Source organism: Mesorhizobium sp. P160187 (genome assembly GCF_057766425.1).
This window is the reverse complement of the sequence record NZ_JBYMDX010000005.1, coordinates 323,779-344,544: the sequence shown is the minus strand read 5'-3', so window position 1 is coordinate 344,544 and position 20,766 is coordinate 323,779. Positions and strand designations below refer to the sequence as shown.

13 protein-coding genes are annotated in these 20,766 nt (G+C 64.5%); 10 read left to right on the top strand and 3 right to left on the bottom strand.

Features of this window, described 5'->3' with window-relative positions; translation table 11 throughout:
- Position 1: 1 nt before the first annotated feature.
- Positions 2-1,093 (top strand): DUF2169 family type VI secretion system accessory protein, encoded by a 1,092-nt coding sequence (locus AC3CCE_RS26375; protein ID WP_352625549.1) that lies wholly within the window; start codon positions 2-4, stop codon positions 1,091-1,093.
- Entirely contained in the window at positions 1,090-2,127 is a 1,038-nt protein-coding gene (locus AC3CCE_RS26370; protein ID WP_198026956.1) for a hypothetical protein, read from the top strand. The genes AC3CCE_RS26375 and AC3CCE_RS26370 overlap by 4 nt, the downstream gene beginning before the upstream one ends.
- 33 nt (positions 2,128-2,160) lie before the next feature.
- Here the strand turns inward: AC3CCE_RS26370 and AC3CCE_RS26365 are convergent, their stop codons facing one another.
- Genes AC3CCE_RS26365 through AC3CCE_RS26355 form a run of 3 tightly spaced genes read right to left on the bottom strand, consistent with a single transcriptional unit; the run spans position 2,161 to position 6,101 of the window.
- Complete coding sequence (locus AC3CCE_RS26365) at positions 2,161-3,324, bottom strand: hypothetical protein (RefSeq protein WP_023704807.1); 1,164 nt, start codon at positions 3,322-3,324, stop codon at positions 2,161-2,163.
- A gap of 10 nt (positions 3,325-3,334) precedes the next feature.
- Complete coding sequence (locus tag AC3CCE_RS26360; RefSeq protein ID WP_023682625.1) at positions 3,335-3,760, bottom strand: DUF6484 domain-containing protein; 426 nt, start codon at positions 3,758-3,760, stop codon at positions 3,335-3,337.
- Between the two features lie 7 nt (positions 3,761-3,767).
- Entirely contained in the window at positions 3,768-6,101 is a 2,334-nt protein-coding gene (locus AC3CCE_RS26355; RefSeq protein WP_352625547.1) for a type VI secretion system Vgr family protein, read from the bottom strand.
- Between the two features lie 271 nt (positions 6,102-6,372).
- Between AC3CCE_RS26355 and tagH the strand changes: the two genes are divergently transcribed.
- The 8 genes from tagH to AC3CCE_RS26315 all read left to right on the top strand — a co-directional run bounded on the left by tagH (position 6,373) and on the right by AC3CCE_RS26315 (position 20,759).
- Positions 6,373-7,395 (top strand): type VI secretion system-associated FHA domain protein TagH, encoded by a 1,023-nt coding sequence (gene tagH, locus AC3CCE_RS26350; protein ID WP_023827995.1) that lies wholly within the window; start codon positions 6,373-6,375, stop codon positions 7,393-7,395.
- Positions 7,396-7,645: 250 nt separating this feature from the next.
- Complete coding sequence (tssL, locus tag AC3CCE_RS26345) at positions 7,646-9,172, top strand: type VI secretion system protein TssL, long form (protein WP_352625545.1); 1,527 nt, start codon at positions 7,646-7,648, stop codon at positions 9,170-9,172.
- A complete protein-coding gene (gene tssM, locus AC3CCE_RS26340) occupies positions 9,169-12,690 on the top strand; it encodes a type VI secretion system membrane subunit TssM (RefSeq protein WP_352625543.1) in 3,522 nt (1,173 codons plus the stop codon). The genes tssL and tssM overlap by 4 nt, the downstream gene beginning before the upstream one ends.
- A 157-nt stretch (positions 12,691-12,847) precedes the next feature.
- On the top strand, positions 12,848-13,606 hold the full coding sequence (locus AC3CCE_RS26335; protein ID WP_023692196.1) for a PP2C family protein-serine/threonine phosphatase: 759 nt from the start codon (positions 12,848-12,850) through the stop codon (positions 13,604-13,606).
- Positions 13,603-16,014: a serine/threonine-protein kinase gene (locus tag AC3CCE_RS26330; protein ID WP_023692197.1), complete on the top strand. Its 2,412-nt coding sequence runs from the start codon at positions 13,603-13,605 to the stop codon at positions 16,012-16,014. The genes AC3CCE_RS26335 and AC3CCE_RS26330 overlap by 4 nt, the downstream gene beginning before the upstream one ends.
- An 11-nt stretch (positions 16,015-16,025) precedes the next feature.
- Entirely contained in the window at positions 16,026-16,487 is a 462-nt protein-coding gene (locus tag AC3CCE_RS26325; RefSeq protein ID WP_050485828.1) for a DUF1036 domain-containing protein, read from the top strand.
- Positions 16,484-18,880, top strand: a complete 2,397-nt coding sequence (locus AC3CCE_RS26320; RefSeq protein ID WP_352625541.1) for a M23 family metallopeptidase — start codon at positions 16,484-16,486, stop codon at positions 18,878-18,880. The genes AC3CCE_RS26325 and AC3CCE_RS26320 overlap by 4 nt, the downstream gene beginning before the upstream one ends.
- 265 nt (positions 18,881-19,145) lie before the next feature.
- Positions 19,146-20,759 (top strand): caspase family protein, encoded by a 1,614-nt coding sequence (locus tag AC3CCE_RS26315; RefSeq protein WP_352625539.1) that lies wholly within the window; start codon positions 19,146-19,148, stop codon positions 20,757-20,759.
- The last annotated feature ends 7 nt before the right edge of the window (positions 20,760-20,766 follow it).

Genomic DNA, 20,766 nt, shown 5'->3' with positions numbered 1-20,766 from the left:
GATGGCCTTCGATGTCTGGCTGGAAAACAGGACACCCTTCGCCGCCGCGACGCACGTCCAATTGAATGCTGACGGCCAAGAAACTCTGATTGTCATGCTATCGGCAAGTTTCACGGCGACGGATGAAGGAAAGGAATTCCAGCCAGCGGCCGAACAGGTGCCGGTGATCTTTGGCGATGAGCCTTTTGGCGATCCGGCCCTTTCATCGACCCGCTACGAAGCGGACATCGCGCCCGTCAAGCCTGGCGCCGAGGTGATCGTGAATGGCGTCGCGCACGCGCCGGATGGAAGGCCGGTACGCGAGATGCAGGTTGGCCTGCGTGTCGGTAACTCGATCCGCAAGGTATTGCAGGTCGTCGGGGAGCGGATCTACGACTCCGGCGGCTACAGCGCACCGGCGCCTTTCCGGACCATGCCGATCGTCTATGAACGCACCTATGGCGGCACTTTGGAAGACTTGCGCACGGACCAGCGCAACCCAGTCGGCGTGGGGTACCATAACGCCCGGTCTGCAGATCCTGCGGTCAGAACCGAGGCGCCCAACGTCATGTATCCGGGCGAAGCGCAAGCCCGACCTGGGGAATCCCTGAGGCCGGCGGGATTCGGGACGATTGGCCGGGGCTGGCAACCGCGCCTGGCTTTCGCCGGAACCTACGACAAGGCTTGGCTCGATTCCCAATGGCCGCTCGCTCCCAAAGACTTCGACACGCGGCATTATATGTGCGCCCCAGCCGATCAGCAGATGGCCGGCATCGGCAACGGCGAGGATATCACGGTGATCGGCATGACGGCTTCGGGCAGATGGGATTTCCGCCTGCCGCGCATCACGGCCCCGCTTCGGCTCATTTATGACGATCGTGTAGAAGAAAACGCGTTCAAGCCTGACACCGTGCTCATCGAGCCTGACTTGAAGCGCGTGACCCTTAAGGCTCGTTTGGCAGTGGTAATCCGGCGCAACGTGCCGGCGCTGCGGGAAATCGCCTTCGGCCACATTTCTCCTGTTTGGATCAATGCGCGCCGCAAGCGAAAACTCTATCTCAATCTTCTCGGCGGCGACGGGGCCCTGCGCGATCGCTCGGCGTGGCAGCCGTGAAGCGGCCGCTCTACATCTCGGTTGGTGGCGCCGTCACGCCTGCTGGATTGAACGCGCGCCAGACCATCTCAGCCATTCGCGCCAACCTGTCAGCATTTCAGGAGGTGCCTCTTTCAGAGCCGTTTCCCACCACACAGATCGTGGCACGCATTCCAGCCAAGGCGGGCCTGCGACGCAATGACGGGGTATGGCTCGCCAGCATGGGCGCCCGCGCTCTCAAGGAGGCGATGCTCGACAACAAGGCAACGCCGGACCAGACCGCTGTTCTGCTCGCGCTGCCGGAGAGTTTCCGCGACCATCCAGCGTATGAAGAAGTCGAGCGGGGGCGCCTTTTGAATGCCATTTTCGAGCGATGCGGCCTGCGCTTCAATGCCGGCTCGCGCGTATTTGACGGCGGTGCCGCAGCCAGCGCCGGACTGCTCGACTATGCCGGCGACATGCTAGAATCCGGGACCGTCGCGCAGGTGCTGCTGGGTGGTGTGGACAGCCTCGTCAACGGGACCGACATTGCGCGCTTGATGCGAGCCAATCGTCTGAAATCAGAAAACAATGCTCAAGGGGCAGTCCCTGGCGAGGGCGCTGTCTTCGTGCGCCTGACGCGAGCGCCGGGGAGCGGGCCGGCTGCAATGATTTGCGGGGCGGGCCTGGCTCAAGAGATCGACAGCGTTCTTTCCGAACGCCAGAGTCAAGGCCGTGCGATGGTGGCTTCGCTGCTTGCTGCCTTCAGCGGGTCCGGACCCAAGGAACCCGATATCGAGTTCCTTGTCAGCAATGGAAACGGGGAACGGTACAGCGGGCTCGAACAACTGGTCGGTCGCTCGCGCTTCTACCGCACGCACCGCGAGATATTCCCGACAGCCTACCCTGCGATGACGGTCGGCGACATTGGAGCCGCTAGTGCGGCACTTGTTCTGATGCTGGCGGCCGACAGTTTTATAAGCGGTTACGCGCCGGGCCGCGTCGCAGCCTGCGAGCTTGCATCCGAGGGTGGCAACCGGTCGGCGATCGCGCTTACCGACCTCCGCCAACGCTGAACGGAGGGACAAGCCTTCCCTCGGCGAAAGCGATCACATCCACGCCGGGAACTTGCGTGTCCTGCGCCAGTCTGCCAGCGGCGCCTCGGGCGTGGCGATTGCCGCGCGCAACGCATCCACCCTGAGCCTGCGCATCGAACGGAACAGACGATGGTTGCGCCCGCCGCGCCCTTCGTCCCACCATGCTTCGACGCGATCGGCGGCCGGCAGCGAGCTGTCGTCGAGTTGGGCAAACCCCTCGCCAAGAACAGCTGGATCGGCAACGAAAAGGTCGGTGTCGCCGAAGTCCACCTCGAACAGATCGCGAAGTGCTGCACCCGCTGCGGATGCCAGTTCCGGCTCGCGCATCTTCTCGATCAGCCACGGCACCACCGCTTGGTCGCCGAGCAGCCCGATCGATGCCGTGGCCGCGATGCGCAAGACAGGCTGTCCGAGACGTGATTGCAGCCAGGCCTTGCCGGCCTTCGGCGGCGTCGTCAGCAGGCGCAACTCGATCGCCGCCTGCGCATGGTCCGTCTCCGTCAGCACGATCTTGTCGATCACCGAGTGCGCGGACCGAGCCTCGCCAAGCAGGCAAGCAGCGAAGGCGGCCGCAAGACGTTCTTTCGTTGTCTCGCCGTCAAGCCCAGCCAGGACTTCCGGAAGCAGGTCGCGCCGCCTGAGCACGCCGGCGAGCCGGACGGCGCGCCAACGCACGTTCGCATTGGAATGGCTGGCCAGATCATGCAGGCGCTGTCCCGGATCGACGCGATGATGCCAGAGCGCAGATAGCCCAAGACAGCGCAGCCGCGCGTCGCGCGTGTCCAGCCACTGCGCCACGAACGGGCGCAGGTTTTCGCCCGGCGTGCGCGCGATCGCGGCAGACAGGCTCGATATGCCGGCGTCACCTAGGCTTGCGCCCGCGTCGATTGCAGAGGTCACCAATTTGGCATCGCTCCAACGCATTGCCAGAGTGCCAAGCACGAAAATCTCGCCCGGTTCGGCGTAGTCGGCGAAGCGCGCTTGAGCAGCTTCCCAACCGGCCTTGCCGGCTGCCATGAGCCCTTCGAGATTGGCTTCGAGACGCTGGTCGATGCGGCCGATATCGGTCTCGTCGAGGATTGGACCGTCGATCTCCAGACGACGTCGAAGCCACAGGAACGCCGCGTCCTCGGCGTGTTGGTCCACGATCGCCGCAATGGTCGCGATGCTGTGCATCGGCAATGCCTCAGTTAAGATGCACGGCCCCGCCGCGGATGCGGTTGGTGCCACTGGCCTGGCTGGTCAACTGGGTGCCACGAATGGTCACGCGTCCATTCTTCTCCAGAATGATCGATGCCAGGCCGCAGCGCAGTTCAATGCGCTCATCGCCGTTGATGACGACACGTTCGCCGTCGCGGACGACTTCGAGGCTCCTGCCGCGGGGCGCAGGATCGACGATGCGCCCGACCACCAGCGGCCGCGCCGGGTCGCCGCCCTCGAAGAGCAAAGCCAGTTCGGATCCGACGGCCGAAACGTCCAGCTCCGTCAGGCTGCGCGCCGCTATCGCGGTCTCGCGCGGATTGCCGACGAAGACAACCAGCGGCGCCCCGCCTTGGAAGCCGATCAGCAGGCCGATCACGACGCCGTCGATACGCTCCAGCACTTCCATGATGATGCCCTCAATTGTTGTTGATCGTGCTGCCCTTGACGATCACCTCGCCGTCGGCCTTGACGGTGATCTTGCCGCTGCCCTTGAGGGTAATATCCTTCCCATCAGCGACAATGGTGCCATCCTTTTTCATCGTGATCGAGGCCGAACCGCATTTGAGCGTGATCGAGTCGGCCGCCTCGATCATCAGATTCTTGCCGACCTTGATCACACTGTCTTCGGCTATCTGGATTCCGCTGCCTTTGCCGACCTTGAGCGCGTGCCCGCCGCCGACATCGGTTGCGTCGTCCGCAGCGATTTTTGCCGACCTGCCCTTGCCGATCTGCGACGACTGTGCCCCGCCGATGGTGAAACTCTGATCGGCGCCAACATTGACGCTTTGCGCCGCCGCGATGTTCCAGCTATCAGCCGCGCCGATATCGTGGCTCTGCGCCGCGCCCACAGTGACCGACCGCGTCGCACCGATCGTGTTCGCCTGCGGACCGCCCACGGTCCGGGTCTCGGATGCACCAACGCTATCGACGCGTGCTGCGCCAACGGTCACCGTCTGCACAATCGCGACGGTCTGGGTGTGGTTGGCGCCGACCGTCTCGGTCGAGTTCGAGCCGATGTTGATCGTCTCATCGACCCCCACCGTCAGTGAGCGGTTCTTGCCCACCGTCTCGGTGTCGTTCGACCCGATATTGGTGGTCTGGTCGACACCGACCTTGACCGTCTTGTTGTTGCCGACGTCCTCGTCGAGGTTGTGGCCGACGGAGTGCTTGGCGTCGTGGTCGATGCGATCGGACTGGTCGTGCTGGACCAGCTTCTGGCGATCATTCTTGATCAGAAGGTGGTGGTCCTTCTGCGCCTGGAAGTTGACCAGCTCCGAGCCGGCCTTGTCCTCGAACATCAGTTCGTTGTAGCCGCCACCGCCCTTCGACGAGTTGGACTTCCAGCCGGACTGCGTGGCGTTGCCAGGCAGTCCGTAGGGCGGCATCTGCGAGGCGTTGTAGACCCGGCCGGTGATGATCGGCAGGTCCGGATTGCCTTCGATGAAATCGACGATGACTTCCTGGCCGATGCGCGGGATCTGGATGAAGCCCCAGCCGCTGCCGGCCCAGGTCTGCGACACCCGCACGAAGCAGGAGCTCTTCTGGTCCTTCTTGCCGAGGCGGTCCCAGTGGAACTGCACCTTCACCCTGGCATATTTGTCGGTGAAGATCTCCTCGCCGGACGGACCGACCACGGTCGCCGTCTGCGGGCCGCGCATGATCGGCCTTGGCGTGATGCGCGGCGGCCGATAAGCAACTGAGGTCGGCGCCACACCGAGCACCACCTTGAAATTCTCGCCATCGGTGTCGACGCCGGCGCGATAGCCCGGATCGAACAGCCGGTACTCGGCGCTGATCACCAGATACTCCTTGTTCTGGTCGTCGCGCGGAAAGCCGTCGAGCTTGAAGGTGCAGCCGGAAAACAGGCCGCGCACCGTGCCGACGGCGGCAATGCGCAGGTGTGGCGCCTGGATTTCTTCGCGCCTGATCGCCGCCAGGCTGTCGCCGCGCCCGACTGCCAGATGCGCGCCGGGGTGGCGATAATTCTCGCCGGCGGCCTGCTTGTGGCCGAAGGGCTGCGCCGACTTCGCCATCAAATCGGCGGCGGGTTTTTCGAAGTCATAGTCGGTGTGGGCATAGGCGCCGGGGCGCACCGCGCTGCCTGGAATCCAGTCGGTGATGTATTCGACGTCGCGGCGCGAGCCCTGCCCTTCGAACTGATATAGCACCGTCTCATAACCCGGCGCTGGCTTCAGCTTGCTCATGGCGTCGGCCAGGATCAGCGTGTGCTCACCCTCGGCATGCTCGAAGAAGTACATTATGCCTTCATGCTCGAGCAGCCGCTGCACGAAATCGAGGTCGCTCTCGTCGTACTGCACGCAATATTCGCGCGGCGGATAGGAGCCCTGCAAGCGCTTCTCGAACTTGGCGATGCCGCCATATTTGGAGAAGATCTCCTCCACGATCTCGACGGCAGTCTTGTCCTGGAAAATGCGGCAGTCGGTGGTATTGCCGAGGAACCACAGCCACGGCCTGACGACCGCCTCGTAGTGAGCCAGCCGATCTTCGATGCGGGTAAGGCGAAACTCGGCGATGAGGCCGCTGAACCAGCGCTTGGGGTCGGCCTCGCCTTCGATCGAAACGGCGCCGCCCAGCATCTTCAGCGGGTCGATATCGGCATTGGTCGAAACAAATCCAACGGTGTAGGCAAGGCAGCGGCTGATCTCGTCGCGGCCGACGAGATGCGTAAAGGTCAACAGCTCGGCGCCGACCGGCGTCTGCACAAGCGCGGCGCGTTGTTCACTCGGCATGGGTCGTGCCCCTCCTGAGCGCTAGTGTGGCAGGTTCGAAGCCCTTCTTGTGTTAACGACCTCACGTTCAGGGATATTTCGCAACTTGCCACCCAAGCCATGTTGAGCCTACCACATGTTCTATGGCAGACCAAAGAGGACAAGCGGCAGGCCGTTGCTGTTTGCGCCGCTTTCGCCAGTGTGAAACGCCGCTCTCCCGCTGTGCCCGCAAGCTGCTAGACTGTGGCACATCGGATCAATGGAAACGGCAGCGGTCGACGGTCCATAGCGCATGTTCATCAGTCTGCAGATCAGCAATGTCGATGTCCTGCCTGCCGGGCTGCCGCCCGGCTACGCATCGCGCGACCGCGGCTTCGAGATAGGGCGGGAGAACTGTGCCTGGACCTTGCCCGATCCGGACAAGTTCATCTCCGGCCGGCATTGCGAAATCCGCTACGAAGGCGGCGCTTTTTTTCTCCACGACGTCTCGCGCAACGGCACATTCGTCAACGGGTCGAGCCAGCGCCTGACCGGCCCGCATCGGTTGGCGCAAGGTGACCGGCTCCGGATCGGCCGCTATATCGTCTCGGTGTCGATCGATGACGGGAACCCAGCCTTCGGTGGCCATGGTTCGACGCAACGGCAGATGCCCGTTGCCGGATCCTTTCCAGACCATGTCGCATCGCCACGGTCACCGACCGCGCCACCCGCTTCGGTCTCCAGCCGGCCGCAGCAAGCCGACGAGATCCTGCGCGCGATTGCCGCCGGCGCCGGCATTCCGCCAGAGGTGCTTTTGCTGCGCCAACCGCAGGAGGTAGCCGGCGAGATCGGCGCGGTGCTGCGCATCGTCGTCGACGAGCTGGTGTTGCTGTTGAAGGCGCGCGCCGCCGCGAAAGTCCTGGCCAAGACCAGCGACCGCACCATGATCAATTCCGCCGACAACAATCCGCTGAAGTTCGTGCCCGGGACCGACGAAATCCTCGACATCATGTTCGCGCGGCGTAGATCCGGCTATCTCGATGCCCGGCACAGCATCGAAGACGCTTTCCACGACCTCAAGACGCATGAATTCGCAACCTTCGCCGCCATGCAGGCGGCGCTGTCGCGGTTGCTTGACGATCTGTCGCCCGAGGCGATTGCGAAAAAACTGCCGCCATCCTCCTTTGCCTCGAAGAAGACGCGCGCCTGGGACGCACTGGTCGCGACCTGGCGGGCCAAGGAGGAAGCGCACGAGAACGGCATGCTGGACATATTCCTCACCTATTTCAGTGAAGCCTATGCCAAGGCCGCCAAACAGAAGACCGGCAAGGGCTAAGCCCGCGCACCGCTGAAGACACCGTGAAGGCGACCCGAGCACGGGCCGGCCACCAAAATTGCGCCGGGTTTCCATCGCAACCTTCTGAGACTACGATCACATACGACGATTGAGCACGCGGGTACGGTTGGTCGACCTCGGGGGTCTGCGGCACATGTCATGTCACGGCGAGATAGCGTCCTGCGGTCCGCGTTTGCGCGGACATGGCGCTGTGCGTCGCGGCGCGCGGGCGTAGAGGCAGGGATCGGCGATGAGCTCGAAGGATGATCCTTTCGATCCGACCGGCAAAACCGTCATCCGCCCCAGCCGCCCCAATCCCGGCCGCAAGCAAAAGACGGTTCTCGCCCGCGATGCGCCGGCCCCCGGCAGTACGGTGATCGCCCCTGCCAGCGTCCCGGAACCCACGGTTTTCGATCCCAACGCCGGCCGCCAGCCGCCGTCCGACGTCACGGGGACGGTGATCTATCAGGGAACGCCCTTCGCCAACGCGCCGGCCGGTCCGCCCGTTCACGGCTCAGCCGGGACGGCGGGGAAAACGCCATGGGATGCGCTGCTCGGCGCCAGCGATGCCGTCGATTATGGCGCGGCCAACCCGATCGTCGCTGCCGCGGCGCCCTTGCTGATACTGCTTGGGCATCTGCGGCTGATGGCTGTCGAAAGACCGGCCGAGCCGCTGGCGCAGCATGTCGCCGGCCTGATCGAGGATTTCGACCGCAAGATCGCCAGGACCGATACCTCGGAAGAGGATGCGCGCATCGCCAGCTATGTGCTTTGCGAAACCGCCGACGATATCGTCGCCAATCTGCCCGGTTCCAGCCGGGATGCGTGGGCGCAGCACGCCATGCTGCAGCGCTTCTTCCAGGTCAAACCCACCGGCGCCGGTTTTTTCCAGGCGCTGAACACGGTGCTGGCGACGCCGGAACCTCATCGCAATCTCATCGAGCTGATGCATGTCTGCCTGTCGCTTGGCTTCGAAGGCCAGTATCGCGGCCAGCCGCGCGAGAGCCTCGAACGGGTCCGCCGCGACGTCTACGAGACATCAGCCTATTTCCGCGTCCTCGGTGACGACGACATCTCGCCGCGCTGGCAAGGCTTGTCGGTCACATCGGCGCAAGGCTCCAGGCGGGTTCCGCTCTGGGCCATAGCCGCTGCAACCGCGGCAGTTTTGACCGCAGCCTTTTTCACGCTGCGCGTGCTCATCACCAATGATGGCGAGGCTGTTGCCGGCGAGTTGCTGGCGCTCAATCCGGCGACGCCGGTCACCATCGAGCGCACCGGTTTCGTGCCGCTGACCGAGGAGGTGAAAGTCGTCGCAGCGCCAACGACGATTGCGCAGGTCGATCGCATCCGCACTGCCTTGGCCAAGGAGATCGAAGGCCGCGGCGTCAGCGTCGGCACTAAGGGTGATTTCATCATCGTGGAAATCAGCAACGCCCTGCTGTTCCAGTCGGGACGAGCCGAGGTCAAGCCGGAGTTCGAGCCGGTGGCCGCCAGCATCGCGGCGGCTCTCGACGCGGAGCGCGGGCCGATCCGGATCGTCGGCCACACCGACAACGTCAAACCGAAGAAGACCAGCGCCTTCAAATCGAATTTCGACCTCTCCGTCGCACGTGCCCAGTCGGTGGAAAAGATGATCGCAGCGCATTTCAGCGATCCGTCGCGGACAAAGGTCGAGGGCAAGGGCGAGGACGAGCCCATCGCCGACAATGCAACGCCGGAGGGCCGCGCCAAAAACCGCCGTGTCGATGTAATGATCCCGCGGGAGGAGATGCTGTGACCGGCTGGCTGCTGCGCATCTTCAGCGCGCTCGCGCTCGCCGGCTTTGCCGCCGCGGTCTGGTACGCCGGCCCGTTAATCCGCTTTGCCGGCGCCCGGCCGTTGGATCCCATCTGGCTGCGGGCAGCGATCATCGGCATCGTCGTCGGAACGGTGGCGATCATCTATGCAATCCGGTTCTGGCGCAGGCGCAAGGCGCAGAAGGCGCTGGAGGCCGCCATGGCCAGCGCCGAGGATGACGGCAGCGATGCAAAGGTGCTGGAAGCTCGCATGAACGAAGCAGTCGCGACGCTCAGGCAGTCGAGCGGCAAGCGCAACTTCCTCTACGACGTCCCCTGGTACATCGTCATCGGCCCGCCGGGCGCCGGCAAGACCACCGCGCTGGTCAATTCCGGCCTGAACTTTCCGCTTGCCGGGTCGGGCCAGGCGCAGCCGGTGGCGGGTGTCGGCGGTACGCGCAATTGCGACTGGTGGTTCACCGACGAGGCGGTGCTGATCGACACGGCCGGGCGCTACACGACGCAGGATTCCCATGCACGGACCGACAGCAAAAGCTGGCTGGCGTTCCTGTCGCTGCTCAAGCGGCACCGGACGCGTCAGCCGATCAATGGCGTCATCCTGGCGATCAGCCTTGCCGATCTGATGGCGGACGGAGAGCAGGCGGCCCGTGTCGCCGAGATCCGCAGCCGCCTGCAGGAAATCCACGAGGTCCTGAAGGTCCGCTTTCCCGTCTACGTGCTGTTCACCAAGGCCGACCTGGTCTCCGGATTCATGGAATATTTCGGCGGTTTCGACGAAGCACGCCGGCGCAAGGTGTGGGGCGCGACCTTCCAGACCGCCGAGCGCGGCCTGAACATGGTCGCGGAAGCGCCAGCCGAATTCGACGCGCTGGTGAAGCGCCTGACCGAAGAGATGAGCGAGCGGCTGCAGGCGGAGACCGATCCGGTCGCGCGCATCGCCATTTTCGGCTTCGCCGCGCAGCTCGGCGCGCTGAAAGGCCGGATCGTGCATTTCCTCGAGGGCGTTTTCGAGCCGACGCGCAAGCAGCTGAACGCCCCCCTGCGCGGCCTGTATTTTTCTTCCGGCACTCAGGAAGGCACGCCGATCGACCAGTTGCTGGGCAGCATAGGCCGCAGTTTCGGCAGGAATGCCCAGGCGCATCTTTCCGGCACCGGCAAAAGCTTCTTCCTGCACGATCTGTTGAGCCGCGTCATTTTCGCCGAGTCCGGCTGGGTGTCCTATGACAGGGCGGCCGACAGGCGCGTTGCGATCGCCCGCTACGCCGGCCTGACAGCGATCGCGGCCATAGCGATCGCCGCGCTTGGCGTTCTCGGCCTGAGCTTTACGACCAACAAATCGCTGGTCGCCGCGACCGGCCAGGCGGCAGGCCAATACCGCGCGACAGCCGCGCCGCTGCTGGCCAGCACGACGGTGTCGAATGCCGACCTTGAAACCGTCATCGGCGCGCTCGATGCGCTGCGCGGCCTGCCGGCCGGCTACGATACGAGAGACCAGCCCACCCCGGCCACGGCGACGTTCGGCCTCAGCCAGCGTGAGCGTATCCTTTCGGCCTCCGAGACCGCCTACCGGCAGGGGCTGGAGCGGATGTTCCGCTCGCGCCTGCTGTTCCAGCTCGAACGCACGATCGAGGCCAGGATGGCCGATCCGATGGCGCTGTACGAGCCGCTGAAGATTTACCTGATGCTGGGCGGCAAGGCGCCGAAAGTGGATGACGAGCTGGTCGTCACCTGGCTGAAACGGGACTGGGAACAGAACCGCTATCCCGGCGCCCACAATCGCGACGGCCGGGCGCAATTGGAGAAGCATTTGCGCGCCATGCTGGCGCTCGACAACGACCAGGATCCCTCGTTCGAACTCAACCGCGCGCTGGTCGAATCCGCCCAGCGTTCGCTCGGCCGCATGAGCCTTGCCGATCGCGCCACCGCGCTCATCCAGTCGGCCACCTATGCGGCGGCGCTGGACGATTTTTCGGTGTCATCGCAAGCCGGCGCGGAGGCGCCGATGCTGTTCGAGCGCAATGACGGAAACGATCTCGCCGGCCTTCGCGTCCCCGGTCTCTACACCCATGCCGGCTTCGACTTCTATCTGGCGCAACTTGCCAGGAGCGCGCAGGCGCTGGTCGACGATCAATGGGTGATCGGCTCGAGCGGCGAGCAAGGCGGTTTCGACCAGGAATTGCTCAAGCTCGGCCCGGAGCTGCTCGATCGCTATGGCAAGGGCTTTGCGGCGGCGTGGAACGAGGTGCTCGACAGGTTGAAGTTCAAGGCAATGGCCGCCGACAAACCGCAATATCTGGCGCTGTCCGCAGCGGGATCACCGAGTTCGCCGCTGATGCAGCTGTTCGAGGCGATCGCGCGCGAAACAGCTTTGACGCAAGAGCGCAATCCGGCTGCGCCGTCTCAAGACAGCGACCAGGAAACCGCCGCGCGCGCCAAGGGCCTCGCCCGCATCGGCATCGAGATTGCGGCGCGCAAATCGCAGAGCAGGGCCGGGACCGCCTTTGTCAGCACCCAGAACCAGGATCCCGGCGCCAACATCGAAGCCCAGTTCCGGTCTTTCCAGGCTTTGGTGGCCGGGGCGCCGGGGCAGCGGCCGCTCGACGCCCTGACCCAGAATTTCCGCGAAATCTATCAGAGCGTGCGGCTGGCCGCCGATGTCCCCGCCCAGACGGACCAGGCCAACGCCAATCTGCAGCTGCAGATATCGACTCTACGCGCCAACGCCTCGCGGCTGCCGAAGGCGCTGGCCAGGATGGTGAGCGCGGCGGCGGACGATTTCGAGGGCACCGTCGCCGAAACATCGACCACGCATCTCAACGAGATGCTGGAGGAGACCGTCGGCCGTCCGTGCGAAGAGATGATTGCCGGGCGCTTTCCATTCGCCCCCGCCGGTACCGACGATGTCGCCATGGCGGATTTTGCCAGATTGTTTTCTCCAGGCGGGGTTCTCGACCGGTTCTTCGCGCAGAACCTGGCGTCGCTGGTCGACATGAGCGGCCAGGACTGGGACTGGAAGCAGGACACCAGGTTCGGCCGCAATCTGGCGAAATCGACGCTGAAGAACTTTCAGCTCGCGGCACAAATCCGCGCGGCTTTCTTTCCGCTCGGCGGGCCGGTGCCGTCGATCAACATCACCTTCACGCCGCTGTCGCTGCATGGCGATGCCGACATGGCGCTGCTCAATATCGACGGCCAGGTGCTGCAGGCCACCCAGGCCGGCAACACGCCGGGACTGATTCCGTGGCCGGGCAAGACCGGTTCGGCCAGTCTCAGCCTGACGCCGGAGCTGCCCGGCCGCGAGTCCGCAATCAAGTTCGACGGTCCCTGGGCTTTGAAACGATTGCTGGACAAGGGGCAGGTCACCGCCAATGGCGATAGTCTCGAAGCGCATTTCGTCATCGGCGGACGGGATGTCGCCTACACGATCAAGACCGGGGAGGACGGCAACCCATTCACGCTGCCGGCGCTTTCCGCGTTCAGCTGTCCGAAGGCTTTCTGATGGGGAATTGCATGGCAGGACCAGCGATTGCAGGACGCAGAGACAGCGGCGGCACCACACGGTCCGTCATCAGCGGCTTAGATTTCGATACTCTAATGAATGGGGCTGTGGCAGACTGGCCAGGCACGTCGGCCAAGGCGTTGCGGAGCGTAGGCAAGTGAACGATGCCGCCTTTGAGAGCTACGGCGTGAGCCACAAGGGCTGCGTGCGTGACCACAATGAGGACAGCTTCCTGGTCGAGCCGCGGATCGGCCTCTGGGTGGTGGCCGACGGCATGGGCGGGCACGAGGCCGGAGAAGTCGCTTCGGCAAGCATTGTCGAGCATCTGGCGACGATCGGCATCGCCAGTTCGGCGCCGGATCTGCGCGCCCGCTTTGAGGATCGGCTGAACCGGGCGCATGCCGAGATTCGCCGGATTTCGCGCTCACGCGGCGTGACCATCGGCTCCACCGTTGCCGCACTGCTGGCCATGGACGGCAGGTTCGCCTGCCTGTGGTCGGGCGACAGCCGCGTCTATCTCGTGCGCAACGCCGCGATCTCGCAGATTTCGCGCGACCACACCGAGGTGCAGGAACTGCTCGACAGCGGCGCGATCAGCGCAGCCGAAGCGGAGAACTGGCCGCGCCGCAACGTCATCACCCGTGCCATCGGCGTCAACGACGAAATCGCCATCGACTTCCAGCAGGGAGAGACCCTTGCCGGCGACATTTTCATCCTCAGCACGGACGGCCTGACGGCGCATGTCAGTGACGCGGAGATTGCGGCTGCAGTGCTCTCGGCAGCGCCGCAGGCTGCCTGCGAAAAGCTGCTTTCCATGGTGCTTGAGCGCGGCGGCACGGACAACGTCACCATCGTTCTGGTCAAGATCAGAGACAAAGGCAATGGCCTGTCCCGAGCAGAAGGCCGCGACCGATGAGCTCCGACGACAAGACCCGGCTATTGCCCAACATGGCGGATACCAGCGTCGGCACGCAGCTCAGCGGCATCTACGAGCTCGACGAACGCATCGCGTCGGGCGGCATGGGCGAAGTCTATCGCGGCCACAACATCCAGACCGGCGATCATGTCGCGATCAAGATCGTGCTGCCGGAATTCGCCCGCGATCAGACGATCCTGTCGCTGTTTCGCAAGGAAGCCTCGATCCTCAACCATCTGTCGCATGACGCGGTCGTGCGCTACCACGTCTTCACCATAGATCCCGGCATCGGGCGGCCCTATCTGGCGATGGAATTCGTCGACGGCCAGTCGCTGTACGACGTCATGCGCGGCGGGGCGATGGCGACTCCGGATGTGCGCAAACTGTGCCACCGGCTAGCCTCGGGCCTGAGCGCCGTGCACCAGGCCGGCGCCATCCACCGCGATCTGTCGCCCGACAACATCATCCTGCCGGGCGGCCGGGTCGAGCGGGCAAAGATCATCGATTTCGGCATTGCGCGATCGGCCGCGGTCGGTGGCGAGACGCTGATCGGCGGCAAGTTTGCCGGAAAATACAATTACGTCTCCCCCGAGCAACTCGGGCTCTATGGCGGCGAGGTCAGCGAACAGTCCGACATCTACAGCCTGGGGCTGGTGCTGGCGGCGGCGCTGCGCGGCAAGCCGATCGATATGGGCGGCTCGCAATACGAGATCGTCGAAAAACGGCGGACCGTCCCTGATCTCTCCGGCATCGATGCCGATTTCAGGGACATTGTCGAAGCGATGCTGCAGCCTGACCCGGATGATCGACCGGCCAGCATGGCCGAAATCGCCCGGTTGACGCGCGACGACAGCGACGCGACCTTGCCGCCGGCATCGCTCGCGCCCCGGCCCGGTCTGCCGCGAACCGGGCAGACCGCAGGGCCTGTCTCGAAGGTCGGGGACTCGCCGGCCCAAGGCTTCGGTTCGGCCCCGCCAAGCGGCACGGCGGAGCCGTCTTTCGTGCCGCACGTGCGCCCGGCGCACCTGTCGCACCCGAAACCGGCTGCTGAAACTCCCAAGCGAGCAAGCACACCACCGAAGCGTGCTACTACAGGCAGAAATCTGACGATCGCGGTGCTGTCGGCGGTGGCCGTGGTATCGCTTGGAGGGCTCTATGCATCGGGTATCGTGGGATTCGGAGACCGGCCTCGCGTCACCGACACCGGCAAGCCGCTCCAACCCGAACTGACAAAGCCGATCGTCGCTGACAAGCCCGTTTCGGACACTGCGCCGGTCGAGAAGACGGTGCCAAAGCCGCAACCAGCGGAGACTCCGGCTGAAGATCAGGCCAAAGCGCCGGTCGAGCCGCAGCCGACGCCGCCAGTCGCGTCGAGCGCCACGGCCCCGCTGCCGGCCGCACCAACCGACAAGACCGTCGCGCTGCAACCGCCATCCGGCCCGTCACAGTCCGATGCCGCGAAGAACCCCGAGCCTGTCAGTCCGCCGGTAGAGCCCAAGGCGACAGCGCCAGCCACGCAAACACCTGAACCGACGGCCGAGGCCCCCAAACCCACAGCACCGACGCCGGAACCCACCGCTCAAGCGCCCGAGCCCAAGGCGCAGGCGCCTGAACCGACCGCGCAGGCGCCCAAGCCGGACACGCAGGCGCCTGAACCGACCGCGGAGCCTAAGCCGAGCCAGCCCGATATCGCCAGCGGTGAGCAGGCCGACAAGCCGGCAGAGCCCGACATTGCCATGAACGTGCCCAAGCCGGAGGTGCCGCCACCGGCCGATGCGGCCGCGGAGCGGGTCACCTGGGTACGCGCCTTCAATGGTGGTGATTGTTTTTTTGCGACGGTGACGTCGGCCGCCGACAAGGGTGTCGCGATCGAGGGCTTCGGCACGTCGGTGCCACCCTTCGAACAGTTGCTTGGGGAATTCCAGGCGAAGTTCCATGTCGAGCCGGATATCAGCGTCCGCCTTATCCAGCCCCCGCAATGCGGGATCACCGGCTTCCTGCGTTTCATGGGCGCGAGCACGGCCGACAGGCCGCAGCTTGTCCTCGACCAGACATCGGTGCCGGACGGCTCGCCGATCGACGGCACGCTGATGACGCATGGCGGGCTGGTGTCGAGCGTGTTCCTGATCGACCACAGGGGCATCGCGTTCAACCTCGACGATCATGTTGTCGTACAAGCCGACAAGGCGACCTTCTCGATCCCGATCGGGCTCGGCGCCGCCGACAAGGCGGCAGGCAAGGCGTTGCCGCAGATCATCATGGTGATCACCGGGCCGCAGGACATAAAGGCGGCGGACTTCACAACGCCGACGCCGGCCTCGGTGCTGTTGCCCAGGATCCTCGACGAGATCGGCGCCAGGAGTTCGGCATTTTCGGCGACCGCCAAATACTTCCGCCTCGGCGGCTAGCACCGACGCCGATGCAACGCCGTCGCCGAGATCCCGTCCTGCTTGCCCGGAACGTGCGCGTGAAGCTCGCCGCGAGCGCGGTCGCGACGCTGTTGCTGGCGCTTCTTTCCACCGGGCATGCGCGCGCCGAATTCACCGTCTGCAACCAGACGCTCGACGTCGTCAATCTTGCCGTCGGTCAGAAGGTCGACGATGCCGACCAGACCGATGGCTGGTGGACCATCGGCGCCAATCAATGCGTCAACGTCATTCGCGAGGAGCTGACCAACCGCTACATCTACATCTACGCGACGGATGTCTTCGGCCACGCCATTCTGGCAGGCTCCACCGACATGTGCATCGAGCGGCGGCGGTTCTCGATCCGCGGCATCGATGAATGCTGGCAGCGCGGCCATATCGCGGCGAAGTTTCTCGAAGTCGACACGCAGGAACAGGTGCGCTGGACCTTCTTCCTGACCGGAAGCGCACCGTGACGCACAGCATCGACACCAGCTTCAAGGCAAAGAAGCAGGCGCGCGCCGCGCTACGCAGGCGCAGGATCTGGCTCGGGCTGGCGGCTGGCCTGGCGACAATCGTCCTCGCCGCGATTGCCACCGGCTTCTATCTTACCGCCGACTACTGGTCGTTCCGCGACGAGGACGAGGAACTGCATGCCGTCGAAGACTCGGACGACGTGCCGGCCGACGCATCGGTCTACGTGCCGGCCATCATCGACCTTGCCGGCGACCCGATGTGGATCACACTGGCGCCGGAGGCGGGCGCCGCCAAGAGCCGCGGGATGCCGCGCCCGACGGAGCTCGACCAGGCCGGCATCTCCCCTCAGATCATGGTTCTCTCCGACGTGATGCTGAGCGCCAGCGAAAAATTCATGACGACGATCCCCTCGACGCAGGAGGATTTCGCCTTCTTCCAGGCGCAGCGGAAGACCGCGGTCGCGCCACCCGCCGAACCCAACGATCCGCAGAATGACCTGCAGAACGATCTTCAACCATCGCCCGGCGCGGACGGGGCTCCGGCGGCCTCCGGCCCAGCTCCTGACCCGCAGGCTGCTCCGGGTGCATCGGCGGCGGCCGATGACCCCGAGGCCGGCTGGGGCGAGACCATCGATGAGGGCGAAGCAGCACTCCCCGCCTTTCAGAAGACAGCGGTCGAAAACAACACCAGCATTGCCAACGTCAGCTCGGAATATCAGCGCTTCGAGGCGACCGAGGACATTTTCGTGAAAATCCTCAACGACCGCAGCCTGGACAGCGTGGCGCTCGATGCGCATTTTTCCGCCGACGACGCAAAGCTTGCCGGCGAGGCGCTGAAGGCGCTGTTCGACAAGGACGGCCTGCAGCCTGGTTATGTCGTGGCGATGCGCGGCTTTAGGCCGACGCGCGAGACCACGACGATGTCGCTGATGCAGGTCTCGATCTACGCCAGGAACGTCTTTGTCGGCACGCTGACACGCAACGCGGCCGGTGCCTTCGTGTCGGGCGTCGACCCGTGGGTGCGCGAGGACCTGTTCAATTATTCGGGCGCCGAGACCGAAGGCACGCAGAAACGGCAATACCGCCTGCTCGACGCGATCTATTCGACGGCGGCCCGCAACAATGTGCCGAGCGGCATCATTGGCGAAGCCATCATGTATCTGTCGCGGGGACAGGATCTGGATGCTTTCGCCAGCGAGGACCAGCGTCTTGTGCTGATCTATTCGCAGACGCCGCGCGGCAAGAACGAGACCGACGGACGGGTGCTCTATGTCGGTATCCAAGGCACGCAAAAGAGCTTGGATTGTTTCGTTTTCCAGCAGAGCGACGGCCAGTTTTCCTGCGTCTCGGGCGATGACCAGGTGCGCTCGCTGACGGCGGCCAACGGCATGGTGACGCCGGTCAACGGTGTCATGACGTCGACCTTCGGGCCGCGCAAGCATCCGATCCTGGGCGTTGTTCGCATCCACAAGGGCGTCGACTGGGCAGCACCCGTGGGGACGCCGATCGCCGCAGCCTTCGACGGCGAGATCATCTTCCAGGGCGACGGCGGCGGCTACGGCAATGTGGTCAAGATCGCCCATGGCGGCGGCCGCGAGACGCGCTACGCGCATATGTCGAAATTCGCCATTGCCAGCGGTGTCGGCACCAAGGTGAAGGCCGGCGACATCATCGGCTATATCGGCACCACCGGCCTGTCGACCGGGCCACATTTGCATTTCGAACTCTACCAGAGCGGTCAGGCGATCGATCCGCTCGGAACAGTGACCGCTGCAATCGCCGTCACTTCCAGCGATCCCGCCGTCGAAACGCTGACCGACCGTATCGTCCACGTCGAATCGGGCGGTAGCGCGCGGGCCAAGAACCCGCTGTCTTCGGCGACAGGCGCCGGCCAGTTCATATCCAAGACCTGGATCCGGATGATGAACACCTATCGTCCCGAACTCGCGCGATCGCTGTCGGCCGCAGACCTGCTCGCTTTGCGCTACGACGCCACCATCTCGCGTGAGATGGTGCGCAATCTGGCGCGCGAGGGCGAAGCCTATCTCAAGGCGCGCGGCCATCAGATTACCGCCGGCCGGCTCTATCTCTGCCATTTCCTCGGCATGGAAGGCGCACATCAGGTGCTGGCGTCGCCGGGATCGGCGCAGTTGAGCGCCGTGCTCGGCTCGTCCGTTATCCAGGCCAACCCGTTTCTTGCCGGCAAGACCGCCAGCTACGTCGTCGACTGGGCGGAACGGAAGATGGGCCGCAAATTGCCGACGCCCGCCACCACCGATGCGGGCCAGCAGACGACGACGGAAGTCCGCCAGACATCGCCGGAGTTCGAAAAATACAAGCAGGCGATAACGGCACTGGTCGGCTCGATCCAAAATACTCTTGAGCCGGGCTAGAGCTGGCAGTTCGCCCCGGCTTTCGCCAAGCCGATTGGTTCTGAGGCCGGCGAATGGTATGTTTGCGGATATTTGGGAAGGTTTTTGGGTCCTTGTGAACCAAAACTGTGGCTGGGATCACATACGCCCAACAGCCATTTTGGCAGAAGCGATACAGTCGCTGGTGAAATTTAGCATGCGCAGCCATCAATAACGCGCCCCATTGGGGCGGAGGGCCGATCCCATGAAAGCGTTTGCCGTCCTTTTGAGCGGATTTTTTCTGTTAATGCTGACCGCGCTTGGCACCGTCCAGGCGGCGGCGCCGGATGCCGGTGGCGTCAAACGCGTCGCGCTGGTCATCGGCAACAGCAAATACGTCCATGCCGTCGAATTGCCCAATCCGGCCAATGACGCGCATCTCATCGCATCGACGCTGCGCAATGCCGGCTTCGAGGTGATCGAGGGCGTCGACCAGGACAATGCCGGCATGCACAGCCTGATCAGCAAATTCACCGAGCAGTCCTACGATGCCGACCTCGCCGTCATTTTCTATGCCGGCCACGGCATGCAGGTCGACGGCAAGAACTTTTTGATCCCGGTCGACGCCGAACTGACGTCACCTGCCTATCTCAAGACCCGCACCGTCCAGATCGACGACTTCATGGCCGCATTGCCACCCGACCCGGCGGTCGGCGTCATCATCCTCGATGCCTGCCGCGACAATCCGCTGGCACGCACACTGGCGGCCGCGATGCCGAAGACCCGCTCCACCGCGCTGGGCACCGGCCTGGCGCCGATCGACCCTAAATCAGAGGGCGTCGGCACCGGCGGCATCCTGATTGCCTATGCCACCGACCCGGGCGCCATCGCCTTTGACGGCAACGGCGTCGACAGCCCCTACTCGACCGCGCTCGCCCGGCACCTGACCGAACCCGGCGTCGAGATCCAGAGTGCGCTGACGCGGGTGCGCGGCGAAGTGGCCGAGACCACGCAAGGCCGCCAGCGGCCATGGCACAACGCATCGCTGGGCCGCGAGGTTTTCCTTGGCAAACCGGCCGCCGAAGCCGTGCCGGTGGCAAAACCGGCCGCCGACGACGCGAACGCCGCGACAGCGCCCGCCCCCACTCTCGTCACCAGCGAACCGCCTTCGTGGGAAGTCGAGCAGCGGCTTTGGGACGAGGCCTCGAAGCGCAACACCGCGCCATTCTACGAAGCCTATCTCGAACAGTTCCCGAATGGCCGCTTCGCCACGGTGGCGCGGCTCAACATCGATGCGCTGAACGATCCGAAAGCCCAGGAACGGGACGTCGCCGCGCTTGCTGCCGAAGAAGCGAACTCGGGTTCTGCCGTGCGCACCTCGGTAGGCATTTCGGACGACATGAAGAAGGTGCTGGGCACCGAGGCGACGGAGAACGCGATCGGTCTCGATCGCCAGGGCCGCATCGACCTGCAATTGCGCGTCGAGGCGCTGGGCAACGAGCTTGGCCGCGTTGACGGCAATATCGGCGCCAAGACCCGGCAAGCGATCGGCGACTGGCAAGAGGGGAACGGGCTGCCTCCGACCACTTTCCTGACGCGCGAGCAACTGGCGTTCCTGGTTATCCAGACGGATCCGATGATGGAGGCCGTGCGTGCCAAGCATGAGGCCGACCAGGCCGGCGTGGACAAGCCGAAAAAACAGGTGGTGCAGAAGGCCCGCACGCTGAAGCCGGTGGCGGAAAAGCCACGCAAGAAGCAGTACGCCCAGAAGCCGCGCCGGCAACAGCAGTTCGTGCAGAAAAGGCGCAACCGCGAGGTCGTGCGCGAGGATGAGCCGCCGCCGCGGGACAATAATGATTTCCTGACCAAGGCGCTGATCTTCGGCACCGGCGTAGCGGTCGGCGGCGTGCTCAAGAACTGATCGATCA

What these genes read in the sequence shown, in the direction of transcription:
- AC3CCE_RS26375 (WP_352625549.1), top strand. Translation starts at nt 2, where the DNA reads ATGGCCTTCGATGTCTGGCTGGAAAACAGGACACCCTTCGCCGCCGCG.
- AC3CCE_RS26365 (WP_023704807.1), bottom strand. Translation starts at nt 3,324, where the DNA reads ATGCACAGCATCGCGACCATTGCGGCGATCGTGGACCAACACGCCGAG.
- AC3CCE_RS26355 (WP_352625547.1), bottom strand. Translation starts at nt 6,101, where the DNA reads ATGCCGAGTGAACAACGCGCCGCGCTTGTGCAGACGCCGGTCGGCGCC.
- tagH (WP_023827995.1), top strand. Translation starts at nt 6,373, where the DNA reads ATGTTCATCAGTCTGCAGATCAGCAATGTCGATGTCCTGCCTGCCGGG.
- tssL (WP_352625545.1), top strand. Translation starts at nt 7,646, where the DNA reads ATGAGCTCGAAGGATGATCCTTTCGATCCGACCGGCAAAACCGTCATC.
- AC3CCE_RS26330 (WP_023692197.1), top strand. Translation starts at nt 13,603, where the DNA reads ATGAGCTCCGACGACAAGACCCGGCTATTGCCCAACATGGCGGATACC.
- AC3CCE_RS26325 (WP_050485828.1), top strand. Translation starts at nt 16,026, where the DNA reads ATGCAACGCCGTCGCCGAGATCCCGTCCTGCTTGCCCGGAACGTGCGC.
- AC3CCE_RS26315 (WP_352625539.1), top strand. Translation starts at nt 19,146, where the DNA reads ATGCTGACCGCGCTTGGCACCGTCCAGGCGGCGGCGCCGGATGCCGGT.